This is a genomic window from Streptomyces sp. H27-C3 (assembly GCF_030063415.1).
Classification (GTDB): Bacteria; Actinomycetota; Actinomycetes; order Streptomycetales; family Streptomycetaceae; genus Streptomyces.
On sequence record NZ_JASITA010000016.1, the window covers coordinates 1 to 20,455 of the forward strand.

A 20,455-nucleotide genomic window follows, 5' to 3' on the forward strand; every position below is an offset into this window, starting at 1 on the left:
GGACCTCCGCCTCCGGCGTTGTCGTCAGTCGCGATGGCTCCGCCATCACTCCCTCCTCCGCCTTGGATTCGAAGGCCCCAGACGTCGCTCCTTCTCCCACTGTCAATCGCGGGTGAGGTCGTAACCACGGGCCGAGCTGTGCGCGCAAAAGGCCGAACCGCACGTACGGGGGGCTGAACCACTCGACAGCCGACTTTCCTCTTGAAATAGGACTAACTAGTCTCAAGCGCATGTCAGTGCCGGACGTGCCGCCCGCCCCGAGCGACCAGAGCGACCCGAGCGATTCCAGGTACAGCGAGGACAGTAAGGACATCTGGGACGCCAAGGACACCGAGGACGAGCTCGAAGCCGCGTCACAGGCGGCCCGCAGCCCGCAGGGCCTCTCCACCGAGCTCACCGCCCGTGTCCCGCAGCTTCTTGAGGCCATGCGATCCGTCGGCACGGGCCTGGAGCTGCACTCCACCCTCGACCGGATCTGCGAGACCGCTGCGGAGCTCGCCGACGCGCGCTACGCGGCGATCGGAGTCGTCGACGAGGAGGGCGACGGCCTGTCCGACTTCGTCACCCACGGAGTCACCGAGGAGTCGGCCGCCCGTATCGGCCGACTGCCGGACGGCCGCAAGGGGCTCATCGGCGCACTGATCAGGCACCCCGAGCCGGTGCGGCTCGCCGACCTGACGGCCGACCCGCGCTTCGCCGGATTTCCCGCCCACCACCCCCCGATGCGGACCTTTCTGGGTGTGCCCATTCGTGTACAGGGCGAGATCTTCGGCAATCTCTATCTGGCCGAGAAGGCCGGCGGGGCAGAGTTCAACGACTATGACCTGCACATGGTCCGGGTGCTCGCCACCGAGGCCGGGATCGCCATCGGCAATGCCCGGCTGTACGAGGCGGCGCGCCAGCGCGAGCGCTGGATCGACGGCTCGGTCGCCGTCACCACTGCCCTGCTGTCGGGCGGCAACGCCGACGACGCACTGACGGTCGTCGCGGAACAGGCCCGCCATCTGGCCGCGTCGGCAGCCGGAATGGTGCTGCTGCCCGTCGGCGAGGGCGGCCTGGAGATCGTCGCGGTCTCTGCCGACGATCCGTCCCGGTCGCTGGGAGTGATCATCCCGCCGGAGAGCCCGGTCATCGCGAAACTCCTCGATGGCGAGGCGGTGTTCGTCAACGACGCGGCGAACGACCCGCGCATGATCAGCAAGTTGACGTCCCGATACGGCCCGAGCATGATGCTGCCGCTACACAGCGGGGGGCGGGTGCTCGGCGCGCTCGCCACGCCACGCGCGCGTGGCGGGAAGCAGTTCACTGACGCGGAGCGGACGCTGGCCACCCAGTTCGCCTCGCAGGCCGCACTCGCGCTGATGATGGCGGAGGCGCAGCGGGACCGGGAACGGCTCGCGGTGTACGAGGACCGCGACCGGATCGCCCGCGACCTCCACGACCTGGTCATCCAGCGGCTGTTCGCCACCGGGATGATGCTGGAGAGCGCCCAGCGCACCTCGGCCGTGCCCGAGGTGCAGACGGGCGTGGGCAGGGCCGTGGACGAGCTGGATGTGACGATCCAGGAGATCCGTACGGCCATCTTCGCGCTCCAACAGGGCCCGGCCGAGGCCCCTTCGGGGCTGCGCACGCGCGTGCTGCGGGAGATCAACATGGCCGCTGTGCCGCTGGGCTTCAAGCCCGCGCACCGTTTCGTCGGAGCGGTCGACGCGCTCGTCGGCGAACTCACCGGCAAGAACCTGATCGCGGCCCTGCGCGAGGCACTGTCCAACGCGTTCCGGCACGCGGGGGCGGCCCGGATCGAAGTCGTCGTCGACGCCACGGTGACGATGCCGGACGGGACCGCCGGGGTGCGTCTTTCGGTCGCGGACGACGGGGTGGGCATCCCGGAGGGCGGCCGGCGCAGCGGACTGCGCAACCTCAAACGGCGGGCGGAGTCGCTGGGCGGGTCGAGCGGGTGCGAGCCCGGGATCGGTGAGGACGGCTCGGGGACCACAGTGGTGTGGGAAGCGCCGCTGTAGGGAGCGCCCCGGGGGTCACAGGGGCGTGAGAAGCGCCCCTGTGGAGAGCGGGCCCCGGGGTGCGTGGCTGTCCGGCCTGGACGCCCGTTGTAGGCCGGATGGCGGGACGACACCCCGGTGGCGCGCCCCCTATGCGCGCATTCGTGCCGCGACAGGTCCACGATCCGTGGATGCGCCCAGGACTGTGTCATCGGCCCCTCGTCCCGGTGCTGTGCCTGCTCCTGTGCCTCGTCGCATCCGCACCGGCACGGGCCGCTGAGCGCGTCACCCCTTCCGACGGGCCCACCATCGGGGCCGAGGTGGCGCGGCTTTACGAGGAGGCGGCGCTGGCCACCCAGACGTACGAGCACGGCAGGCGCGCGGCGCGGGTCCAGCGGGCCAGGGCGGACCGTCTGGAGCGGCTGCTCACCGCGGAACGGCGCGGTATCAAGGCGCTGCATGCGAATCTCGGCCGGGTCGCCCGCGCCCAGTACCGCGTCGGCGGCGGAGGCATCGAGTACACCGCGCAGCTGCTGCTCGCCGACGACCCGGAGGAATTGATGAACGGTCAGCGGCTCGCCTGGCAGGCCGATCTGGCGGTCTCGCGCATGCTGGAGCGCGCCGAGCGGGCGGAGCGCAAACTCGCCACGGACGAGAGAGTGGCGTCCGCCGTGTGGCGGGATCTCACCGGCCGGACCGAACGGCTGGCAGGGATCAAGCGGGGCATCCAGACGAAGCTCGAGGACGCCAGGTGGAAGTTGCAGAGCGACGCGGACCGCAGCGTCGCCGCGGGGCGCTGCGCGGGCGCCGTACGGCTGGAGCAGCGGGAGCGGCCCGCCACGCGCGCGTGGGTGGCGCCGGTCGAGACGTACGAGCTGTCCGCCGGGTTCGGCGGCTCGGGCGCGCGCTGGAGCAACCGGCACACCGGGCAGGACTTCGCCGTGGACATCGGCACACCGGTGCGCTCCGTCGGCGCCGGACGGGTCGTCTCGGTCTCCTGCGGCGGTGGCTTCGGCATCGAGGTGGTGGTCGGGCACCCGGGCGGCTACTACTCGCAGTACGCGCACCTCGCCGGGGTCACCATTGACCAGGGCGAGAAGGTACGGGCGGGACAGTGGCTCGGGCAGGCCGGCACCACGGGCAACTCGTCCGGGCCGCACCTGCACTTCGAGGTGCGGCTCACCCCGTACCTGGGATCGGGCGTCGACCCGGCCCGCTGGCTGCGCGAGCACGGGGTGAAGCTCTGAACGTCCCCTGTCCGCGCGTCGGCCCCTGTCCGGCCCGTGCGCGGAGGGGGGCAGGCCCGGGGCCGTAGGGATGGCCTAGGCCATCTGTAACTGCCGTGCACCGTACGGACGGCCGAAGCCATCCGTCACTGCCGGGCACCATACGGCTCGCCGAGGCCATCCGTCGGGGTCCGGCGCCGCCCGGGACTACAGGCCGCCGGTCAGGATCCGCTCGATGACGACCGCGACGCCATCCTCGTTGTTCGCGACGGTACGTCCGGACGCCGCGGCGATAACGTCCGGATGGGCGTTGCCCATCGCGTACGACGTGCCGGCCCAGCTCAGCATCTCGACGTCATTGGGCATGTCGCCGAAGGCCACGACCTCCGCGGGCGAGATGCCGCGCTCCGCACAGCACTGCGCGAGGGTGCTCGCCTTGGAGACGCCGGGGCCGCTGATCTCCAGCAGGGCGGTCGGGCTCGACCGGGTGATCGACGCACGCTCCCCGGCGGTCGCACGGGCCAGGGCGAGAAACGCGTCGGGGGACAGCTCGGTGTGGTGGGCGAGCAGCTTGATGACCGGAGCCCCCGCACCCGGGGTCGGCTCCTGGAGCAGCTTCTCGGCGGTGGCTACGGTCGCGCCCGGGTCGAGATGGAAAGGCGGGTACTCCGGCTCGTAGTGGATGCCGGTGGTCAGCTCGACCGCGAAGGAGGTGCCGGGGGCGGCGGCGCGCAGGGCCTCCACAACGGCGAGCGCGGTGCCGCGGGGCAGCGGGCGGACCTCGATCAGTTTGCCGTCGGCGTGCAGATCGACGACGGCGGCACCGTTGGCGCAGATCGCCAGCCCGTGGCCGTGGACGTGGTCGCTGACGACGTCCATCCAGCGGGCCGGGCGGCCGGTGACGAAGAAGACCTCGATGCCGGCCTCCTCGGCGGCGGCGAGCGCGGCGATCGTACGGTCCGAGACGGACTTGTCGTCGCGCAGCAAGGTGCCGTCGAGGTCGGTGGCGATCAGCCGCGGCAGGACGGTGGCCGGGGCCGGGCGGGCGGGGTGGGGGTCGGTAGCTGAGGTCACAGGTGCATCTTCGCGTATGAACACGCGGGTAGGTGCACGGGCGTGCGAAGGGGTGCACATCTGAGAGGGGAGCCACACCCCTGAGATCTGCGGGATTGCCGGTCCCGCGAGCCGACGTTGGAGCCCTCTGCGCCGGGCGTCCGTCGCTCGTGTCGCCCCCGCGAGCCGCGCCGGCTTTGGGCGCCACGCCGCGTTCGGGGCTCAAGCCGGCTTCTCGGGGGCAGGCCGACTTTTGGTCGCGCCCGCTTCGTACGCCGTGTCCTGCGGGCTTGCCGGCTCACGGTGGCGCCGGGCCTGCGCCGCCATCCTGGGCCGCCGTGCGGGGCCGGGGCCACGTAGGGTCGGAGCATGCGCTTGAGCACCGTGATCCTTCCCATTTACCGCTGGTCGGACGGCGGCCGTGACGCATGGCAGCGAGCCGAGCAGCTCGGTTTCCACACCGCGTACACCTACGACCACCTGTCCTGGCGGACTTTCCGTGAGGGCCCGTGGTTCGGCGCCGTGCCGACCCTCACCGCAGCGGCCGCCGCCACCACGCGGATGCGCCTCGGCACCCTCGTCACCTCGCCGAACTTCCGGCACCCGGTGACTCTCGCCAAGGACCTGATCACGCTGGACGACGTGTCCGGCGGGCGGGTCACGCTCGGTATCGGTGCCGGCGGCAACGGCTTCGACGCGACCGCGCTCGGCCAGGAGCCCTGGACCCCGCGGGAGCGGGCCGACCGCTTCGGCGAGTTCGTACCGCTCCTTGACCGGCTGCTCAGCGAGCCCGCCGTCACTCACGAGGGCACCCACTACTCCGCCGTCGAGGCCCGCAACATCCCCGGCTGTGTGCAGCGGCCCCGGCTCCCCTTCGCCGTCGCCGCCACCGGGCCGCGCGGGCTGAAGCTCGCCGCCCGGCACGGTCAGGCGTGGGTGACGACCGGTGACCCAAAGCTTTTCGAGTCGGGCACACCCGCCCAGTCGCATGAAGCCCTCAGCGGTCAGATCGCGAAGCTGGGCGCCGCCTGTGCCGAGATCGACCGTGATGTGCACGAGATCGACAAGGTCCTGCTCACCGGCTTCACCCCGGAGCGGAGCGGTCCGCTGGAGTCCCTCGACGCCTTCGTCGACTTCGCGGGCAAGCACTTCGCGCTCGGCTTCACCGAGATCGTGCTCCACGCCCCGATCCCCGATTCGGACTTCGCGGCGGACGTGAAGGTCTTCGAGAAGATCGCCACCGAAGCGCTCGCCCAGCTCGCTGCCTGATCCGAGCGACACCCGCTACGGCGTCTTGGCCATCCGGCTGAGCCAGGGGCTGAGCGTGCCGCCCACGACGAGCTCCTTGTACGTCTCGTCGCCGGGCAGCGACACGATCAGCCACCAGCCCGGCGGGAAGAACTTCCCCTTCAGGTGCGCGAGCCCGCCGTACACGGACCGCGGGAAAGCGGGCGCCGCGGCGCGCGGCACATCCGCGAACTCCACGCCGTCGACCGTGATCGTCGCGTCGTCCTCCGGGAAGACGCGGACGGTGACGGTCGGCGAGCCACCCAGCTCGACGAATGCCTCGTGCGGGAGCGAGCCGTCGGGGTCGACCACGCTGAAGGCACCGGCCGAGGTGCGGCGCGAGACCTGGTCGGCGCCGATGTCGTCCGTGACGGTCATCTCGCGTTCGTGGTCGCGGGCGACCGCGCGCAGCGCGGTGACCACGGCTTCGGTGCTGGAAAAGTGCGGGTGCTCCATGTCGACGATCATGTCCGATCCATAGGCTTGTTCCATGGACGGGGAAGCAGTACTGGTAGCCCTCAGGGCGGAATCGAAACGTTTGTACGAGAAGGTGGCCGGCCTTCCTGAAGGGGAGTGGGACCGTCCGAGCCCTTGTGCGCCCTGGACCGTGCGCGAGGTGTTCGCGCATCTGACGACCGCTGTGGGCCGGGTCGACAGCATGCTGGCGGAGTCGGAGTCGGAGTCGGAGTCGGAGTCGGAACCAGGGCCGGGGCCAGAAGGGGAACCAGAAGCGGAGCCGGAGGCCTCGGAGATGCTGGTGACCGCTGCCGGGTATTACGCACCGAACGAGCGCTTCTCGTCGATGTCCAATGGCGCGAGGGTCGATGCGGCCCAGGAATCCGCCGTCGCGTACGCCGACGGCCGGTCCCTCGCCGAACACTTCGACTCCGTCTGGCGCTCGGTCGCCGCCACCTGCGCGAAGGAGCCGCCGGAGCGGCGGATCCGGACCCGGCACGGCGACCCGATGCTGCTGAGCGAATTCCTCGTCACCCGGGTCGTCGAGGTGTGCGTGCACGGCTTTGATGTCGCGGCGGGGCTCGGTCATGAGCCGTGGCCGACCGAGGAGGCCGCGGAGGTGGTGGCGCGACTGCTGCTGGGCGGGCGCCCGTACGAGACGGGCCACGACGCCGGCGGGGGATACGCGGGGCCCGCGGCCGGATTCGGCTGGGACCGCACGGCGTTTCTGCGCAAGGCGACCGGGCGGCTCCCGATGACCACGGCAGAACGCATGGCCGCGGAAGGGCACGGGCTGCACTGGCTGACACTGGGCTGAACTGGCCGACACGGGACGGAGAAGGCCTACACGGGACGGGGAGAGGCCGCATCCACCGCTGAGCCCCTACGTGTTTCACGTGAAACAGCCGACCGGGCAGGAGGCCCGATCATCAGGGGAGGCGCAGATACTCCGGCGGTACGGACCCGGTGAGCCACACCCCGTTGGCGCTGACCCGGAAGGCGTGCCCGGCGCGATGCATGGAATCGGCGTCCACGCTGATGACGATCGGGCGTCCGCGCCGGGCACCCACCCTGGTTGCCGTTTCCCGGTCGGGCGAGAGGTGGACGTGGTGCCGGGCCATCGCGCGCAGCCCCTCGGCGCGGATGGCTTCGAGGCTGGCGGCGACAGTGCCGTGGTAGAGGTACGCGGGCGGCTCGGCCTCCGGGAGTCCGAGGTCGACCTCGATGGTGTGGCCCTGGCTCGCGCGAATGCGGGCACCCTCGATCGCGAAGCGCTGCTTGTCATTGGAGGCGACGACAAGATCCAGCTCCTCTCGGGTGAACCGAAAGCCGTGTTCTGTCGCTGCCAGGATCAGGGCGTCGATTTCCACCCAGCCGTTCGCGTCAGGTGAGATCCCGATGCGGCCGGGCTGGTGCCGCAGGTGCTTCGAGAGATATTTCGACACCTTCGTGGTGCGTCTTTCGTTCATCTCGTCAGAGTGCCCGTGAGGCGAGCGTCACGCCACTGGAATTCATTGCGCAGGTTTGATCCACAGCCAAGTCAGGTTTTCCACAAGGGATTTGGCGATTCTGTGGACAACTCCCTAGTGATTTCAAGGGATTTGGTCAACTTGCCTAGTAATCGCAGCATTTGAGGCAAGTGTATCCAATGTCCTTGCCTGTAGCTCTCGTTCGGTTGCTGCGGCGATGAAGGCAGCGGCATTGCCGGAGCCAACCAGCTTCTGGACGGCACTCATTGTGTCCGGTGGCAATGTCACGGACGCAGGCTCAGGATCGACGAAGGGCGCGAGGGTCTCACCGAGGTGCTGTCGCAGGTGACGGGTGGCGAACGTCTGCATCGCGCGGGCCAGTTCGGCGTCGACTGTCTGCTGCGCGAGTGGCCGGAGCCGCCGCACCAGCGCCGCCGCTTCCTCAGCATCCGCGTCGGTGGGCGGCGTATGGCCGAGGTAGCGGACGAAGACGTGCTCCGTCGTGAACTCCAGGAAACGCGTGGCGATGTGCTCCACTTGGCCGCGAAGTTCCCTCAGGTGAGCGGATATTGCCTGGAGTGGGACGCCCGCCGCGTGCAACTCGGCTGCCACTGACAGTTCCTGCGGGGACGGCACGAGGAATTCGTCCGCGCGGCCGGGGATCCGCTCAAGCACACCCAGCTCGACCGCCTCGTCCACCGCCTGGTCGTCGGGCACTCCGCCGAACCGCTCGTCCAGCTCGACGCGCGAGATCCGGTCCGCCTTCTCGTCCGTCCACGGACCGTTGACCTCGGCGACGAGCCCCAGCACCCCGCCCAGCCCCCGGCCCGCGTCCCAGGCCTCCAGCAGCTCCTTGATGCTGGCCAGGGTGTAACCGCGTTCGAGGAGGTCGGCGATGCGGTGGAGGCGGGCCAGATGCGTGTCCCCGTACACATTGGACCGGCCCCTCCGCTCCGGCTTGGGCAGCAGTGCACGGTCCTGATAGGCGCGGATCGTACGCACCGTGGCGCCGCTGAGGTGCGCGAGGTCCTCGATCCGGTACTCGGCTGCTGACTGCCCTGACACGCGTACTCCTACCGTCGGGGTCTTCGACAAGCCGCTCGGCGGCCACGGCCACGGCCACGGCTCTGTCGGCGTCGGCCATGGCCCCGGTGACCACGGCTCCGGTGGCTAGGACAACGCCGCCCGGCCCACCGCGCCCGCCGCGGTGCGGGCCGCGGGCGAGGTCGCGAGGTATTCGACGGCCTTGCGCAGCGAACCTTCCTGCGAGGGATGGTACGACCGCCGGAAGTAACGCGGTATCGCGGCGCCCAGCTCGCGCCACGTGGGCAGCAGCCCCTTGGCGACCGCCTTGTTGTGCTCGCGCAGCGAGTAGCGCTGCCGGCCTGTGAGCTGGGGGTCGTGCCGCATCAGATACGAGGCGCCCCACGCCCACAGCCACAGCAGGACCGGCGCGACCACCACCATGCCCTCGACGCGTCGGACGTATCGGGGCAGCCCGGAACCCGAGCAGTGCTGATACATGTCGAAGGCCACCGCGCGGTGTTCGACCTCCTCGGCGCCGTGCCAGCGCAGCAGATCGAGCATCACCGCGTCCGGGTCGGCGAGGTCCAGGGCCTCCGCCCGCAGTACCCAGTCCCCGAGCACCGCCGTGAACTGCTCGATCGCGGCGACCAGCGACAGCCGGAAGCGCAGCCACTCCTGGGTGGGGATCGGCGCGCCGAACGGCGGCGCCTCACGGAGGAGTTTCTCGAAGAGGAAGTCCACGTGCCTGGTATACGGCTCGGTGTCCAGGTTCTGCTCGGCCAGGTGGTTCAGCACATACGAGTGCTGCACACTGTGCGTCGCCTCCTGCCCCATGAACCCCTTGACGTCCCGCAGCAGCTCGGGGTCGCGCACCAGCGGCAGCGCCTCCTTGAACACCTTGACGAACCACCGCTCGCCCGCCGGCAGCAGCAGGTGGAGCACATTGATGACATGGGTGGCGGTCGGCTCGTCCGGAATCCAGTGCAGCGGGGTCTCGCGCCAGTCGAACGAGACCCGGCGCGGCGCAATCGCGTAACGCCCCGCGCCGCCCTTGCCCCGCTCACGGCCCCCGGGCTCCTCGAACCCCCCGTACCCTTCGCGCGCTTCGTACTCCCCGGCGCTCACAGCGGCGGCTCCATCCGGGCGATCGCGCGCAGCGCCCTCGGCGCGAAGCGTGACATGAGGTGCGCGCCGCGTGCCTCCGGCGTCACAGGGACGACCGCCTGATTGCGTACGACGGCCTTGAGTACCGCGTCCGCGACCTTCTCCGGCGGGTAGTTGCGCAGCCCGTACAGCCGTGATGCCCGCTTCTGCTTGCGCTTCTCCTCGTCCGCGGAGACTCCGGCGAACCGGGAGGTCGAGGTGATGTTGGTGTTGACGAAGCCGGGGCATATCGCGCTGACCCCGATGTCCTGACCCGCCAGCTCCGCCCGCAGACACTCGCTCAGCATCAGCACCGCCGCCTTCGACGTGCTGTACGCGGGCAGGGCCTTCGACGGCTGGTACGCCGCCGCGGAGGCGGTGTTGACGATGTGCCCGCCCTGGCCGCGCTCTGCCATCTGCTTTCCGAAGAGCCGACAGCCGTGGATGACGCCCCACAGATTCACATCGAGGACCTTCTTCCAGTCCTCGGCGGTGGTCTCCAGGAAGGAGCCGGAGAGGCCTATCCCGGCGTTGTTCACGAGGACGTCGACGACGCCGTACTCGGTGGCGACCTTCTCGGCGAGCTTTTCCATGGCCTGTTCGTCACTGACGTCCACCGTCTCGCCCCACGCCTGCGGCGCACCGATCAGCCGGGACATCTCCGCCGTCCTGGTGGCCCCCTCGGCGTCCAGGTCGACCGCGATGATTCGCGCGCCGGCCTCGGCGAACGCGAAGGCGGTGGCCCGCCCTATGCCGCTGGCCGCGCCCGTCACCAGCACGAGCTGCCCGCCGAAACGGTCGGCGTACCGGCCGCGCGCCACCACGCCGGTGGCGGCCACCCCGGCCGCGCTGTCCACGTTGGCGGCTACGAACTCACTGATCCAGGAAGCCAGTTGATCGGGCCGGGTGCGCGGCACCCAGTGCTTGCCGGGCAGGCTGCGCCGCACCAGGTCGGGTGCCCACACCTCCAGCTCGTCGTAGAGCCGCTCGGACAGGAAGATGTCACCGGTGGGCGTGATCAGCTGGACGGGTGCGTGGGCGTACGCGTCGGGGCGCGGCCTGCGCAGCCTGGCCCGGATGTTGTCCCTGTACAGCCAGGCGCCGTGAGCTGCGTCCTGCGGCAGCGACGCGGTGGGGTAGTCACCCGCGGGCACCTTCTCAAGACGCTGGAGGATCTTCGGCCACTGCTTGCCGAGCGGCCCGCGCCAGGCCAGCTCCGGCAGCACGGGCGTGTGCAGCATGTACACGTACCAGGACTTGGCGCCCTGGGAGAGCAGTTGGGCCGCCCTGCGCGGCGTCGGCCTTGCCACGCGCTTCTTGATCCAGTGACCGAAGTGGTCCAGGGACGGGCCGGACATCGAGGTGAAGGAGGCTATCCGCCCCTCGGTGCGCTTGACGGTGGTGAACTCCCAGGACTGCACGGATCCCCAGTCGTGCCCGACCAGATGCACCGGCCGGTCGGGGCTCACCGCCTCCGCGACCGCCAGGAAGTCGTCCGTCAGCTTCTCCAGGGTGAAGCCGCCGCGCAGCGGTGTGGGCGCCGTCGACCTGCCGTGCCCGCGTACGTCGTACAGCACGACGTGCCACCGCTCGGCGAGCCGGGAGGCGACCTCCGTCCACACCTCCTTGCTGTCCGGATAGCCGTGCACCAGCACCACCGTCGGCTGCGTGGCGTCGCCCAGCTCGGCGACGCACAACTCGACCCCACCGGTGCGCACCCAGCGCTCGCGCGCCCCCGCAAGGCCCTTGTCCTTGGACCTGTCCAAGCCGTTCACGAGGTCTTCTCCTCCGCCCAGCGCCGCACATGCGGCAGATCGTCGTCCAGCCAGAAAGCGCTCTGCTCCGGATCCTGCGAGTCGGTGACCACCAGGATCTCCTCGAACTTCGCGCCCGTACCTCTGAATCCGAGGTGCGGTTCGACCGCCCACAGGCCCGGCTGCGGCGGGTGGTCGGAGAATTTGTACGGGCTCCACAGCGGCGACCAGCCCTCGCGGTGGCCGTGCAGCGCGTCACCGGCGAGGCCCTTCAGCGCCTGCGTGCCGAACCCGAAGACATGCGGTGACCAGCGGCGCTCCTTGACCCGGTCGATCTTGTGGGCGATGACGCCGAAGGGATACGCGCGGTGCCGGTTGGCGTACCCCTGGCGGACCATGAGCCGCTCGACGTCCTCGTAGATCTCGCGCAGCGGCCGCCGCTCGCGCACCTCGCGCAGCAGCAGCTCGCGGTGCGCCTCAAGATCGGAAAGGAGCTTGTTGTGCACGGGGTTGAGGCCGAGACACCCCGAGTACCCGATGTCCGCGGTGCAGCCCTTGTAGACCGGGGCCATGTCGAGGATGAAGGGCATCCCCGGCTCCAGCCGCCGGTTCGTCGGGAAGAACTGCAGCGGCACCTTGAAGTTCGCGAAGGCCGTGCGGTCCCCGAACCAGGCGAACGGCAGATGGAACCAGTCGCGCACACCCCGCCCGTGCAGCCAGTCCCGCTGCATCCGGGCCGCATCGCGCTCGGTGACCCCCGGCTTGAGCTGGGCCGCGACGGCTTCGGCGCATTCGTAGGCGAGGCGCTGCACCTCCCTGAACCCACGCAGCTCCGCGGTCCGCTCCCGCTGCTCGCTCCGCACTGCTGAGGTCATGCCACCTGTCCGTCCCTGTGCGGTACGCGTCCTGAACTTGACACTGATGAATGTGACAATGCTCGGCGGCTGCGTCAAGAGCTGCGCGAAACCTGTGGAGAACTCCGCTCCTGTGGAAAACCCGGCCAGCCCCACGCCCAGCCCCCGCACGCCCAGCCCCAGCCCCGCCCCCGCCCCCCACCTTGGGTACCGCCCCCCTACGGGTCCGTACGCCTGGAGTCGGACACGGAAGCAGCCGTCAGGTCTGACGCGTGATGTGGTGCGCGCCACTACCTTCGAAAACGTGACTGTGATCGCGACCGAAAGCCTGAGCAAGCGGTTCCCCAGGGTGACCGCACTTGAAGAGCTCTCCTTGGACATCGGACCCGGTGTGACCGGGTTGGTGGGTGCCAACGGAGCCGGCAAGTCCACCCTGATCAAAATCCTGCTGGGTCTGTCCCCCGCCACCGAAGGCCGGGCCGCGGTGCTCGGCATCGATGTCGCCACCGGCGGTGGCGCCATCCGTGAGCGCGTCGGCTACATGCCCGAGCACGACGCCCTGCCGCCGGACGTCTCGGCGACCGAGTTCGTCGTACACCTGGCGCGCATGTCGGGCCTGCCGCCCACCGCGGCCCGCGAGCGCACCGCCGACACCCTGCGCCACGTCGGTCTGTACGAGGAGCGCTACCGGCCCATCGGCGGCTACTCGACCGGCATGAAACAGCGGGTGAAGCTGGCCCAGGCGCTCGTCCACGACCCGAAGCTGGTCCTCCTCGACGAGCCGACCAACGGCCTGGACCCGGTGGGCCGCGACGAGATGCTCGGCCTCATCCGCCGCATCTACACCGACTTCGGCATCTCGGTGCTGGTCACCTCGCACCTGCTCGGAGAGCTTGAGCGCACCTGCGACCACGTCGTCGTCATCGACGGCGGAAAGCTGCTGCGCTCCAGCTCCACCAGCGACTTCACCCAGACCATGGCCACCCTGGCCGTCGAGGTGACGGACACCGACACGCACCCCGACGGCACCCGCGCCCTGCGCGATAAGCTCGCCGCCGCCGGAGCGACGCTCCACGCGGGCGTGGAGGAAGGTCTGCCCGGTGCGGGTCACATCCTGCTCGTCGAGGCCGTCGGCGAGGAGACGTACGACCTGGTGCGGGACGCCGTGGCCGAGCTCGGCCTCGGGCTCGTACGGATGGAACAGCGCCGCCACCACATCGCCGAGGTGTTCCGCGCGGACCACCGGCAGGAGACGGCCGCGCCACTGGTCGCGGCGACCGCCTCCGCTGTCCCCGCCGGCGCCACAGCCGCCGCCGACCCGAAGGGAGACGGCCGCGATGGCATCTGAGGCCGCCACACCGCTCACCCCGAGCGCAGACCCCACCCGTATCCACAACATCGGCTACCGGTCGTACGACGGACCGCGCCTGGGCCGTGCCTACGCGCGCCGCTCGCTCTTCTCGCAGTCCCTGCGCGGCGCCTACGGACTGGGCCGCAGCGCCAAGTCCAAGGTCCTGCCGATGATCCTGGTCGGCGTGATGTGCTTGGTCGCGGCGATCATCGTCGCGGTCGCCGTCGCCACACCGAACATGACGGACCTGCTGCTGAAGTACACCCGGTTCGCGATCGTCATGCAGGCCGTCATCGGTCTCTATCTCGCCTCCCAGGCCCCGCAGTCGGTCTCCAGGGACCTGCGCTTCAAGACGGTCCCGCTGTACTTCTCGCGGCCCATCGAGCGCATCGACTACGTCCTCGCCAAGTACGCCGCGATGGCCTCGGCCCTGTTCATCCTGACCGCGCTGCCGCTGGTGATCCTCTACGCGGGCGCCCTGCTCGCCAAGTTCGACTTCGCCGACCAGACGAAGGGCTTCGCACAGGGGCTCGTCTCCGTGGCGCTGCTCTCGCTGCTCTTCGGTGGCCTAGGCCTGGTGATGGCCGCGCTGACCCCGCGCCGCGGTTTCGGTGTCGCAGCCGTCATCGCCGTACTGACGATCTCCTACGGAGCGGTGTCCACCGTCCAGGCCATCGCCTGGAACCAGGGCGCGGCCGGGGCGGTCGAATGGCTCGGCCTGTTCTCGCCCGTCACCCTCATCGACGGCGTACAGACCGCCTTCCTCGGCGCGGCTTCCGCCTTCCCCGGCGGGGAAGGCCCGTCGGCCGGCAGCGGAGTGGTCTACGTCCTCGTCGTCCTCGGCATCATCCTCGGCTCGTACGCCGTCCTGATGCGCCGCTACCGGAAGGTCGGGCTGTGAGCACCATCGACATCACCAACACCTCACGCTGGTTCGGCAATGTGGTGGCGGTCAACGACATCACGATGAAGGTGGGCCCCGGCGTGACCGGGCTGCTCGGCCCCAACGGCGCCGGCAAGTCCACGCTGATCAACATGATGGCCGGTTTCCTCGCGCCGTCCACCGGCACTGTCACCCTCGACGGGAAGCCGATCTGGCGCAACGAGTCGGTGTACAAGGAGATCGGGATCGTGCCCGAGAGGGAAGCGATGTACGACTTCCTCACGGGCAAGGAATTCGTCGTCGCCAACGCCGAGTTGCACGGCCTCGAAGCGGGCGCCGCGTACAAGGCGCTGGCGACCGTCGAGATGGAGTACGCGCAGGACCGCAAGATCGCGACGTACAGCAAGGGCATGCGGCAGCGCGTGAAGATGGCGTCCGCCCTCGTCCACGACCCGTCCGTATTCCTCCTCGACGAGCCCTTCAACGGCATGGACCCGCGTCAGCGCATGCAACTCATGGAGCTGCTGCGGCGGATGGGCGCGGAGGGCCGCACGGTCCTCTTCTCCTCGCACATCCTGGAGGAGGTCGAGCAGCTCGCCTCCCACATCGAGGTGATCGTGGCCGGACGGCATGCCGCGTCCGGCGACTTCCGCAAGATCCGCCGGCTGATGACGGACCGCCCGCACCGCTATCTCGTACGGTCCAGCGACGACCGAGCGCTCGCCGCCGCACTGATCGCCGACCCGTCGACCACGGGCATCGAAGTGGACCTTACGGAGCGCGCACTGCGCATCGAGGCGGTCGACTTCATCCGGTTCACGGAGCTGCTGCCGCAGGTCGCGCGTGCGCACGGCATTCGGTTGCTGACGGTCTCGCCCTCGGACGAGTCCCTCGAATCGGTCTTCTCCTACCTCGTAGCGGCCTGAAAGGAGCTTGCAGCGATGTACGAACCCACAGTCGCCCGGCTCACCTACCGGGCCCTCCTCGGCCGCCGCCGAGCGGCCATCCTCTTTGTGCTCCCGGCTCTGCTCATCCTCATCGCGGTGGCGGTACGGCTGCTCACCGGCGCGGACGACCAGGTCGCCGCCGATGTGCTGGGCGGTTTCGCGATCGCCACGATGATCCCGCTGATCGGCGTGATCGCGGGCACCGGCGCGATCGGCCCGGAGATCGACGACGGCTCGATCGTCTATCTGCTGGCCAAGCCGGTGAAGCGGTCCACGATCATCTTCACCAAGCTGATCGTCGCGATCGCCGTGACGATGGCGTTCTCCGCGATCCCCACTTTCATCGCAGGCCTGATCCTCAACGGCAACGGCGGACAGATCGCGATCGCCTACACGGTCGCGGCGCTGGTCGCCTCGATCGCGTACAGCGCGCTGTTCCTGCTGCTGGGCACGGTCACCCGGCACGCGGTGGTGCTCGGGCTCGTCTACGCGCTGGTCTGGGAGACGCTCTTCGGCAGCCTGGTGCCCGGCGCGCGCACCCTCAGCGTCCAGCAGTGGTCGCTGTCCCTGGCGGAGCGGATCGGCGCGGACGGCATGATCACCTCGGACGTCGGCCTGCCGACGGCCGTCACCCTGCTGGCCGTGGTCACGGTGGCCGCGACCTGGTACGCGGGGCAGAAGCTGCGCACGCTCAAGCTGGCGGGCGAGGAGTAGGCGTACGCGGTACGCGTTCCGAGTACCGCGTACCGCGTACGTCCGTGCAGTCGTGAACCCCCGTCCGATGGATGGGGGTTCACGCGTAACTGTACGTTTATCGGTTCGTTGTTCAGGGTGCGTGGAGGCAACTGGGATCTGTGGCGTCGTAGCGTTCGTGAAATTGGGGATTGCCGGTACCGGATCGAAAGCCGGGCCGGTCATGGGGTGAGTAGCACCGTGAGCCGACCTCCGCCCCTGAAGCCCGGGGACAGGGCCGACCATGATCGGTTTCGCGAACAGAAGGCATGCCCATGCCATCGGAAGTCACCCTGCTCGAATCGCGCACGATGCGCGACGAATCGGTGGGTCGGGTCGAAGCGCTCGACAAGGTCAAGGCGCTTGTCATGCTCCCGGACGGAATTTATGTCTGCACAGAGGACGCGGCCCGGTACTTCGAAGTATCCACAGAGGTCGTCAAGAAGGTGGTACAACGCCATCGGGCCGAACTCAACGAGAACGGGTTGTAAGTTCTGCGAGGCGATGACCTGCGCATCTTCCATAGGGACATGGTGTCCCTATGGAGCGACGACCTGGGGACAAGTTATCCACAGGCGGCCACCCAACTGACCCTCTTCACCCGCCGGGCAGTGCTCAACATCGCGATGCTCCTTCGCGACAGCGACATCGCCCGCCGCGTCCGTACGTACCTCCTCGACGCCGAGGAGAACGGCTGGCGCGCGGGTTACGCCTCGCTGGACCGGCGGGTCACCAAGGTCGAGTCGCACCTCGACACCGTGGGCCGCGCGCTCCAGGAGCTGGGGCCCGTCATCAACGGGATCTCCATCCGGCTCGACCGGCTGGACCGGCGGCTCGACGCGACCAGGCTGCTCCCGGTGGACGACAGTCCGAACGCCTCGCCGATCTCGCTCACCAGCGGCGACACGCTCGCGAGCGCCGCCCGCATATTGAGCGAGGCCAGCACGATCCCGATCAGCAGCACCGCGGGACGGGCCAGCAACGCCCGCCGGGCGGCCACCCCTTGAGGCGTGGGCCGTACGTCGGCCTCCGCGTCGAGGAGTTGATCGGAATCCGAGCGTGACACAGCGAGCACCTAACAGAGGAGACAGAGGAGACAGGGGAGAAGGAAAGGGAGGTGATGGGGTCAGCGGTCGAGCAGGGCCCTGACCACATCGATCGGCACCTGAAGGACGGCCCGCGCCGCGCGTTCCGCCGTCGCCGGGTCGCCGTCCGCGATGGCGTCGACCAGCGCCGCGTGCGCGTCCAGGTCGATCGGCGGCATCTCGTGGTCACCCAGCGAGGCGGCCAGCGACTCGTGCACCTGGGCGGAGAAGAAGCGGTAGACCTCCGTGAACGCGGCGTTGTGGGTGGCTTCGATGATCGCGAGATGCAGGACCATGTCGGCGTCCGCGGCCCGGTCCCCCTGCGCGCGCAGCCCGTCCAGCGCGGCCCGCAGCCGCTCCAGGTCGGCGTCGTCGCGGCGGGCGGCGGCCAGCCTGGCCGCCTCGGCCTCCAGCGCGACCCGCAGTTCGAGTACGTCCAGGGCCCCTGCGTGCCGCATGGAGCGCAGTACCGCGGCCGGGTCGGCGGTGGAGCGTACGAAGGTGCCGCTCCCCTGCTGGGACTCCAGCAGCCCCGCGTGCACCAGCACGCGTACCGCCTCCCGCACCGTATTGCGCCCGATGCCGAGCTGGGCGGCGAGCTCGTGCTCGGTGGGCAGCCGGTCGCCGACGGCCCACTCGCCCTCGGTCAGCTGGGCACGCAGCTGATCCACCACGGTGTCCACCAGGGACTGCCGTCCCGCCGCACGCAACGCCTCTATTCGCCCGGTTGCCCAGTCATCCTACAACTGTGGAAATTCGCTGGCGCATGGGTGTGCGGAAGGGGCACAGTAGGTGACGTAACCGACAGATCGAGAGATCTGCCCCAGAAAGAGATCTGCCCCAGACCGGGGCGGAGCGTGGCGGCGAGCGGGATTTCAGGTCCTGGTCCGCCGCGCTCCAGCCGGGCGGCCGTCACTTGCCGCCCAGGGGGCGGCCGCTTCGCGCGGGCCGCCCCCTCCCCAGCGAATCCCGGGGAGAGAGCCGGGCCCCTCGGCTCAGTGCCGTGCGGCGAGCATCTGCTCCAGGACCACCGCGATGCCGTCGTCCTCGTTCGACGCCGTGACCTCGTGCGCCACGGCCTTCAGTTCCTCGTGCGCGTTGGCCATGGCGACGCCGTGCGCCGCCCAGCCGAACATCGGGATGTCGTTGGGCATGTCACCGAAGGCGATCGTGTCCGACGCCTTGAGCCCGAGCCGCCGCGCCGCCAGCGAAAGCCCTGTCGCCTTGGTCAGGCCGAGCGGCAGGATCTCCACCACGCCCGCGCCGGCCATCACGACGTCAACCAGGCTGCCGACCGTCTCGCGCGCGACCTTCGCCAGCGCGTCGTCGGACAGACCGGGGTGCTGGATGTAGACCTTGTTCAGTGGAGCCGACCAGAGGTCCGCCGGGTCCGTGTACGGCAGATACGGCAGCGGCCCTTCCTGCACCTGGTAGCCGGGGCCGATCAGGACCGCGCCGTCCAGACCGTCACGGCTCGCGGCCAGCGCCAGCGGGCCGATCTCCGCCTCGATCTTGGAGAGCGCGAGGCCCGCCAGCTGCCGGTCCAGCGTCACCGAGGTCAGCAGCCGGTGCTCACCCGCGTGGTAGACCTGCGCGCCCTGGCCGCAGACCGCGAGGCCGTCGTAACCGAGGTCGTCGAGGATGTGCCGGGTCCACGGGACCGCGCGCCCGGTGACGATGATGTGGGCCGCGCCCGCCGCCGTGATGGCGGCGAGCGCATCGCGCGTGCGGGCCGAGACCGTGTCGTCGGAGCGCAGCAGCGTCCCGTCGAGGTCGGTCGCGATCAGCTTGTACGGCAAGGGGGGAAGGGCGGTGCTCACTTGGAGATGGGCTCCAGAATCTCTCGTCCCCCGAGGTACGGACGCAGCATTTCAGGCACTCGTACCGAACCGTCGGCGAGCTGGTGGTTCTCCAGGATCGCCACGATCGTGCGCGGTACGGCGCACAGCGTGCCGTTCAGCGTGGCGAGCGGCTGGAGCACCTTCTTGCCGTCGCGGTTGTCGCGCATCCGGATCGACAGCCGGCGGGACTGGAACTCCAGGCAGTTCGACGCGGACGTCAGCTCGCGGTACTTGCCCTGCGTCGGAATCCACGCCTCGCAGTCGTACTTGCGCGAGGCCGAGGAACCCAGGTCGCCGGAGGCCACGTCGATCACCTGGAACGGCAGCTCCAGCGACGAAAGCCACTGCTTCTCCCAGCCCAGCAGGCGCTCCAGCTCGGCCTCGGCGTCCGCCGGGTCGATGTACGTGAACATCTCGACCTTGTCGAACTGGTGCACCCGGAAAATGCCCCGGGTGTCCTTCCCGTACGTACCGGCCTCGCGGCGGAAGCAGGGCGAGAAGCCCGCGTAGCGCAGCGGCAGCTTGTCCGCGTCGATGATCTCGTCCATGTGGTACGCCGCGAGCGGGACCTCGGAGGTGCCGACCAGGTAGTAGTCGTCCTTCTCCAGGTGGTACACGTTCTCGGCGGCCTGGCCGAGGAAGCCGGTGCCCTCCATGGCGCGCGGGCGGACCAGCGCGGGGGTGAGCATGGGGATGAAGCCGGCCTCGGTCGCCTGCGCGATCGCGGCGTTGACGAGGGCGAGCTCCAGGAGCGCGCCGATGCCCGTCAGGTAGTAGAAGCGCGAGCCCGACACTTTGGCGCCGCGCTCGACGTCGATGGCGCCGAGCGATTCGCCGAGCTCCAAGTGGTCCTTGGGCTCGAAGCCCTCGGCCGCGAAGTCGCGCGGGACGCCGATGGTCTCCCGTACGACGAAGTCCTCTTCGCCGCCCACCGGGACGTCGGTGTGCACGATGTTGCCGAGCTGGAGCAGCAGCTTCTTGGCCTCGGCCGCGGCCTCGTCCTGATCGGCGTCGGCCTGCTTGACGGCGGCGGAGAGCTGACCGGCCTTCTTCAGCAGCTCCGCCTTCTCGTCGCCGGAGGCCTTGGGGATCAGCTTGCCGAGCTGCTTCTGCTCGGAGCGGAGTTCGTCGAAGCGGCTGCCGGACGACCTGCGCCGCTCATCGGCGGAGAGGAGGGCGTCGACGAGCGCGACGTCCTCTCCACGGGCACGCTGGGAGGCGCGCACACGGTCGGGGTCCTCACGGAGCAGGCGAAGGTCAATCACCCCACCAGGCTACCCGCGCCCGCTTCCCACGATCGACTCGATATTGCATTGCATGGCGTTATGTCCAAATTGCCCGAGATTGA

At 69.7% G+C, this 20,455-nt stretch carries 18 protein-coding genes and 1 pseudogene; 9 read left to right on the plus strand and 10 right to left on the minus strand.

Features of this window, described 5'->3' with window-relative positions:
• The first annotated feature begins 230 nt into the window (after positions 1-230).
• On the plus strand, positions 231-2,021 hold the full coding sequence (locus QMK30_RS17685; protein WP_283519145.1) for a GAF domain-containing sensor histidine kinase: 1,791 nt from the start codon (positions 231-233) through the stop codon (positions 2,019-2,021).
• A gap of 170 nt (positions 2,022-2,191) precedes the next feature.
• Entirely contained in the window at positions 2,192-3,247 is a 1,056-nt protein-coding gene (locus tag QMK30_RS17690) for a M23 family metallopeptidase (protein ID WP_283519147.1), read from the plus strand.
• Positions 3,248-3,433: 186 nt separating this feature from the next.
• On the opposite strand, the gene QMK30_RS17695 is transcribed toward QMK30_RS17690, so the two are convergent.
• A complete protein-coding gene (locus QMK30_RS17695; protein WP_283519149.1) occupies positions 3,434-4,300 on the minus strand; it encodes a Cof-type HAD-IIB family hydrolase in 867 nt (288 codons plus the stop codon).
• 348 nt (positions 4,301-4,648) lie between these two features.
• Between QMK30_RS17695 and QMK30_RS17700 the strand changes: the two genes are divergently transcribed.
• Positions 4,649-5,548, plus strand: a complete 900-nt coding sequence (locus QMK30_RS17700) for an LLM class flavin-dependent oxidoreductase (protein WP_283519150.1) — start codon at positions 4,649-4,651, stop codon at positions 5,546-5,548.
• A gap of 15 nt (positions 5,549-5,563) precedes the next feature.
• On the opposite strand, the gene QMK30_RS17705 is transcribed toward QMK30_RS17700, so the two are convergent.
• Positions 5,564-6,022 carry a hypothetical protein gene (locus QMK30_RS17705; protein ID WP_283519369.1) on the minus strand — a complete coding sequence of 153 codons (459 nt, stop codon included), beginning with the start codon at positions 6,020-6,022 and terminating at the stop codon, positions 5,564-5,566.
• 34 nt (positions 6,023-6,056) lie between these two features.
• Between QMK30_RS17705 and QMK30_RS17710 the strand changes: the two genes are divergently transcribed.
• The gene (locus tag QMK30_RS17710) at positions 6,057-6,839 is read left to right on the plus strand and encodes a maleylpyruvate isomerase N-terminal domain-containing protein (RefSeq protein WP_283519151.1); all 783 of its coding nucleotides are present in this window, start codon (positions 6,057-6,059) and stop codon (positions 6,837-6,839) included.
• A gap of 112 nt (positions 6,840-6,951) precedes the next feature.
• Here QMK30_RS17710 and QMK30_RS17715 read toward each other — a convergent pair whose 3' ends face one another.
• The 5 genes from QMK30_RS17715 to QMK30_RS17735 form a co-directional block, all read right to left on the minus strand.
• Positions 6,952-7,491, minus strand: a complete 540-nt coding sequence (locus QMK30_RS17715) for an RNA 2'-phosphotransferase (RefSeq protein ID WP_283519152.1) — start codon at positions 7,489-7,491, stop codon at positions 6,952-6,954.
• Positions 7,492-7,614: 123 nt separating this feature from the next.
• The gene (locus QMK30_RS17720) at positions 7,615-8,556 is read right to left on the minus strand and encodes a MerR family transcriptional regulator (protein WP_283519153.1); all 942 of its coding nucleotides are present in this window, start codon (positions 8,554-8,556) and stop codon (positions 7,615-7,617) included.
• A 105-nt stretch (positions 8,557-8,661) separates the two neighbouring features.
• Positions 8,662-9,546: a metal-dependent hydrolase gene (locus tag QMK30_RS17725; RefSeq protein WP_283519372.1), complete on the minus strand. Its 885-nt coding sequence runs from the start codon at positions 9,544-9,546 to the stop codon at positions 8,662-8,664.
• Positions 9,547-9,638: 92 nt separating this feature from the next.
• Positions 9,639-11,435, minus strand: coding sequence for an SDR family oxidoreductase (locus QMK30_RS17730; protein ID WP_283519155.1), 1,797 nt, complete (start codon positions 11,433-11,435; stop codon positions 9,639-9,641).
• Positions 11,432-12,289 (minus strand): M24 family metallopeptidase, encoded by an 858-nt coding sequence (locus QMK30_RS17735; RefSeq protein WP_283519156.1) that lies wholly within the window; start codon positions 12,287-12,289, stop codon positions 11,432-11,434. The genes QMK30_RS17730 and QMK30_RS17735 overlap by 4 nt, the downstream gene beginning before the upstream one ends.
• A gap of 256 nt (positions 12,290-12,545) precedes the next feature.
• Here QMK30_RS17735 and QMK30_RS17740 point away from each other — a divergent pair, with 256 nt between their 5' ends.
• The 5 genes and pseudogenes from QMK30_RS17740 to QMK30_RS17760 all read left to right on the plus strand — a co-directional run.
• Positions 12,546-13,616, plus strand: a complete 1,071-nt coding sequence (locus tag QMK30_RS17740; RefSeq protein ID WP_283519157.1) for an ABC transporter ATP-binding protein — start codon at positions 12,546-12,548, stop codon at positions 13,614-13,616.
• Complete coding sequence (locus QMK30_RS17745; RefSeq protein ID WP_283519159.1) at positions 13,606-14,520, plus strand: ABC transporter permease; 915 nt, start codon at positions 13,606-13,608, stop codon at positions 14,518-14,520. Before QMK30_RS17740 ends, QMK30_RS17745 begins: the two co-directional genes overlap by 11 nt.
• The gene (locus QMK30_RS17750; protein WP_283519160.1) at positions 14,517-15,428 is read left to right on the plus strand and encodes an ABC transporter ATP-binding protein; all 912 of its coding nucleotides are present in this window, start codon (positions 14,517-14,519) and stop codon (positions 15,426-15,428) included. The genes QMK30_RS17745 and QMK30_RS17750 overlap by 4 nt, the downstream gene beginning before the upstream one ends.
• A gap of 15 nt (positions 15,429-15,443) precedes the next feature.
• A complete protein-coding gene (locus QMK30_RS17755; protein ID WP_283519161.1) occupies positions 15,444-16,163 on the plus strand; it encodes an ABC transporter permease in 720 nt (239 codons plus the stop codon).
• 293 nt (positions 16,164-16,456) lie between these two features.
• A pseudogene (locus QMK30_RS17760) lies at positions 16,457-17,026 on the plus strand (hypothetical protein); the annotation flags it as partial.
• 281 nt (positions 17,027-17,307) lie between these two features.
• On the opposite strand, the gene QMK30_RS17765 reads toward QMK30_RS17760, so the two are convergent.
• The 3 genes from QMK30_RS17765 to serS all read right to left on the minus strand — a co-directional run bounded on the left by QMK30_RS17765 (position 17,308) and on the right by serS (position 20,372).
• Complete coding sequence (locus QMK30_RS17765) at positions 17,308-17,985, minus strand: FadR/GntR family transcriptional regulator (protein WP_283519374.1); 678 nt, start codon at positions 17,983-17,985, stop codon at positions 17,308-17,310.
• A 276-nt stretch (positions 17,986-18,261) separates the two neighbouring features.
• The gene (locus QMK30_RS17770) at positions 18,262-19,086 is read right to left on the minus strand and encodes an HAD family hydrolase (RefSeq protein ID WP_283519162.1); all 825 of its coding nucleotides are present in this window, start codon (positions 19,084-19,086) and stop codon (positions 18,262-18,264) included.
• Positions 19,083-20,372 (minus strand): serine--tRNA ligase, encoded by a 1,290-nt coding sequence (gene serS, locus QMK30_RS17775; RefSeq protein WP_283519163.1) that lies wholly within the window; start codon positions 20,370-20,372, stop codon positions 19,083-19,085. The genes QMK30_RS17770 and serS overlap by 4 nt, the downstream gene beginning before the upstream one ends.
• Positions 20,373-20,455: the final 83 nt, after the last annotated feature.

Coding starts and splice junctions, on each gene's coding strand:
- QMK30_RS17685 (WP_283519145.1), top strand. CDS start 231: ATGTCAGTGCCGGACGTGCCGCCCGCCCCGAGCGACCAGAGCGACCCG.
- QMK30_RS17690 (WP_283519147.1), top strand. CDS start 2,192: ATGCGCCCAGGACTGTGTCATCGGCCCCTCGTCCCGGTGCTGTGCCTG.
- QMK30_RS17700 (WP_283519150.1), top strand. CDS start 4,649: ATGCGCTTGAGCACCGTGATCCTTCCCATTTACCGCTGGTCGGACGGC.
- QMK30_RS17705 (WP_283519369.1), bottom strand. CDS start 6,022: ATGGAGCACCCGCACTTTTCCAGCACCGAAGCCGTGGTCACCGCGCTG.
- QMK30_RS17710 (WP_283519151.1), top strand. CDS start 6,057: ATGGACGGGGAAGCAGTACTGGTAGCCCTCAGGGCGGAATCGAAACGT.
- QMK30_RS17715 (WP_283519152.1), bottom strand. CDS start 7,491: ATGAACGAAAGACGCACCACGAAGGTGTCGAAATATCTCTCGAAGCAC.
- QMK30_RS17735 (WP_283519156.1), bottom strand. CDS start 12,289: ATGACCTCAGCAGTGCGGAGCGAGCAGCGGGAGCGGACCGCGGAGCTG.
- QMK30_RS17745 (WP_283519159.1), top strand. CDS start 13,606: ATGGCATCTGAGGCCGCCACACCGCTCACCCCGAGCGCAGACCCCACC.
- QMK30_RS17755 (WP_283519161.1), top strand. CDS start 15,444: ATGTACGAACCCACAGTCGCCCGGCTCACCTACCGGGCCCTCCTCGGC.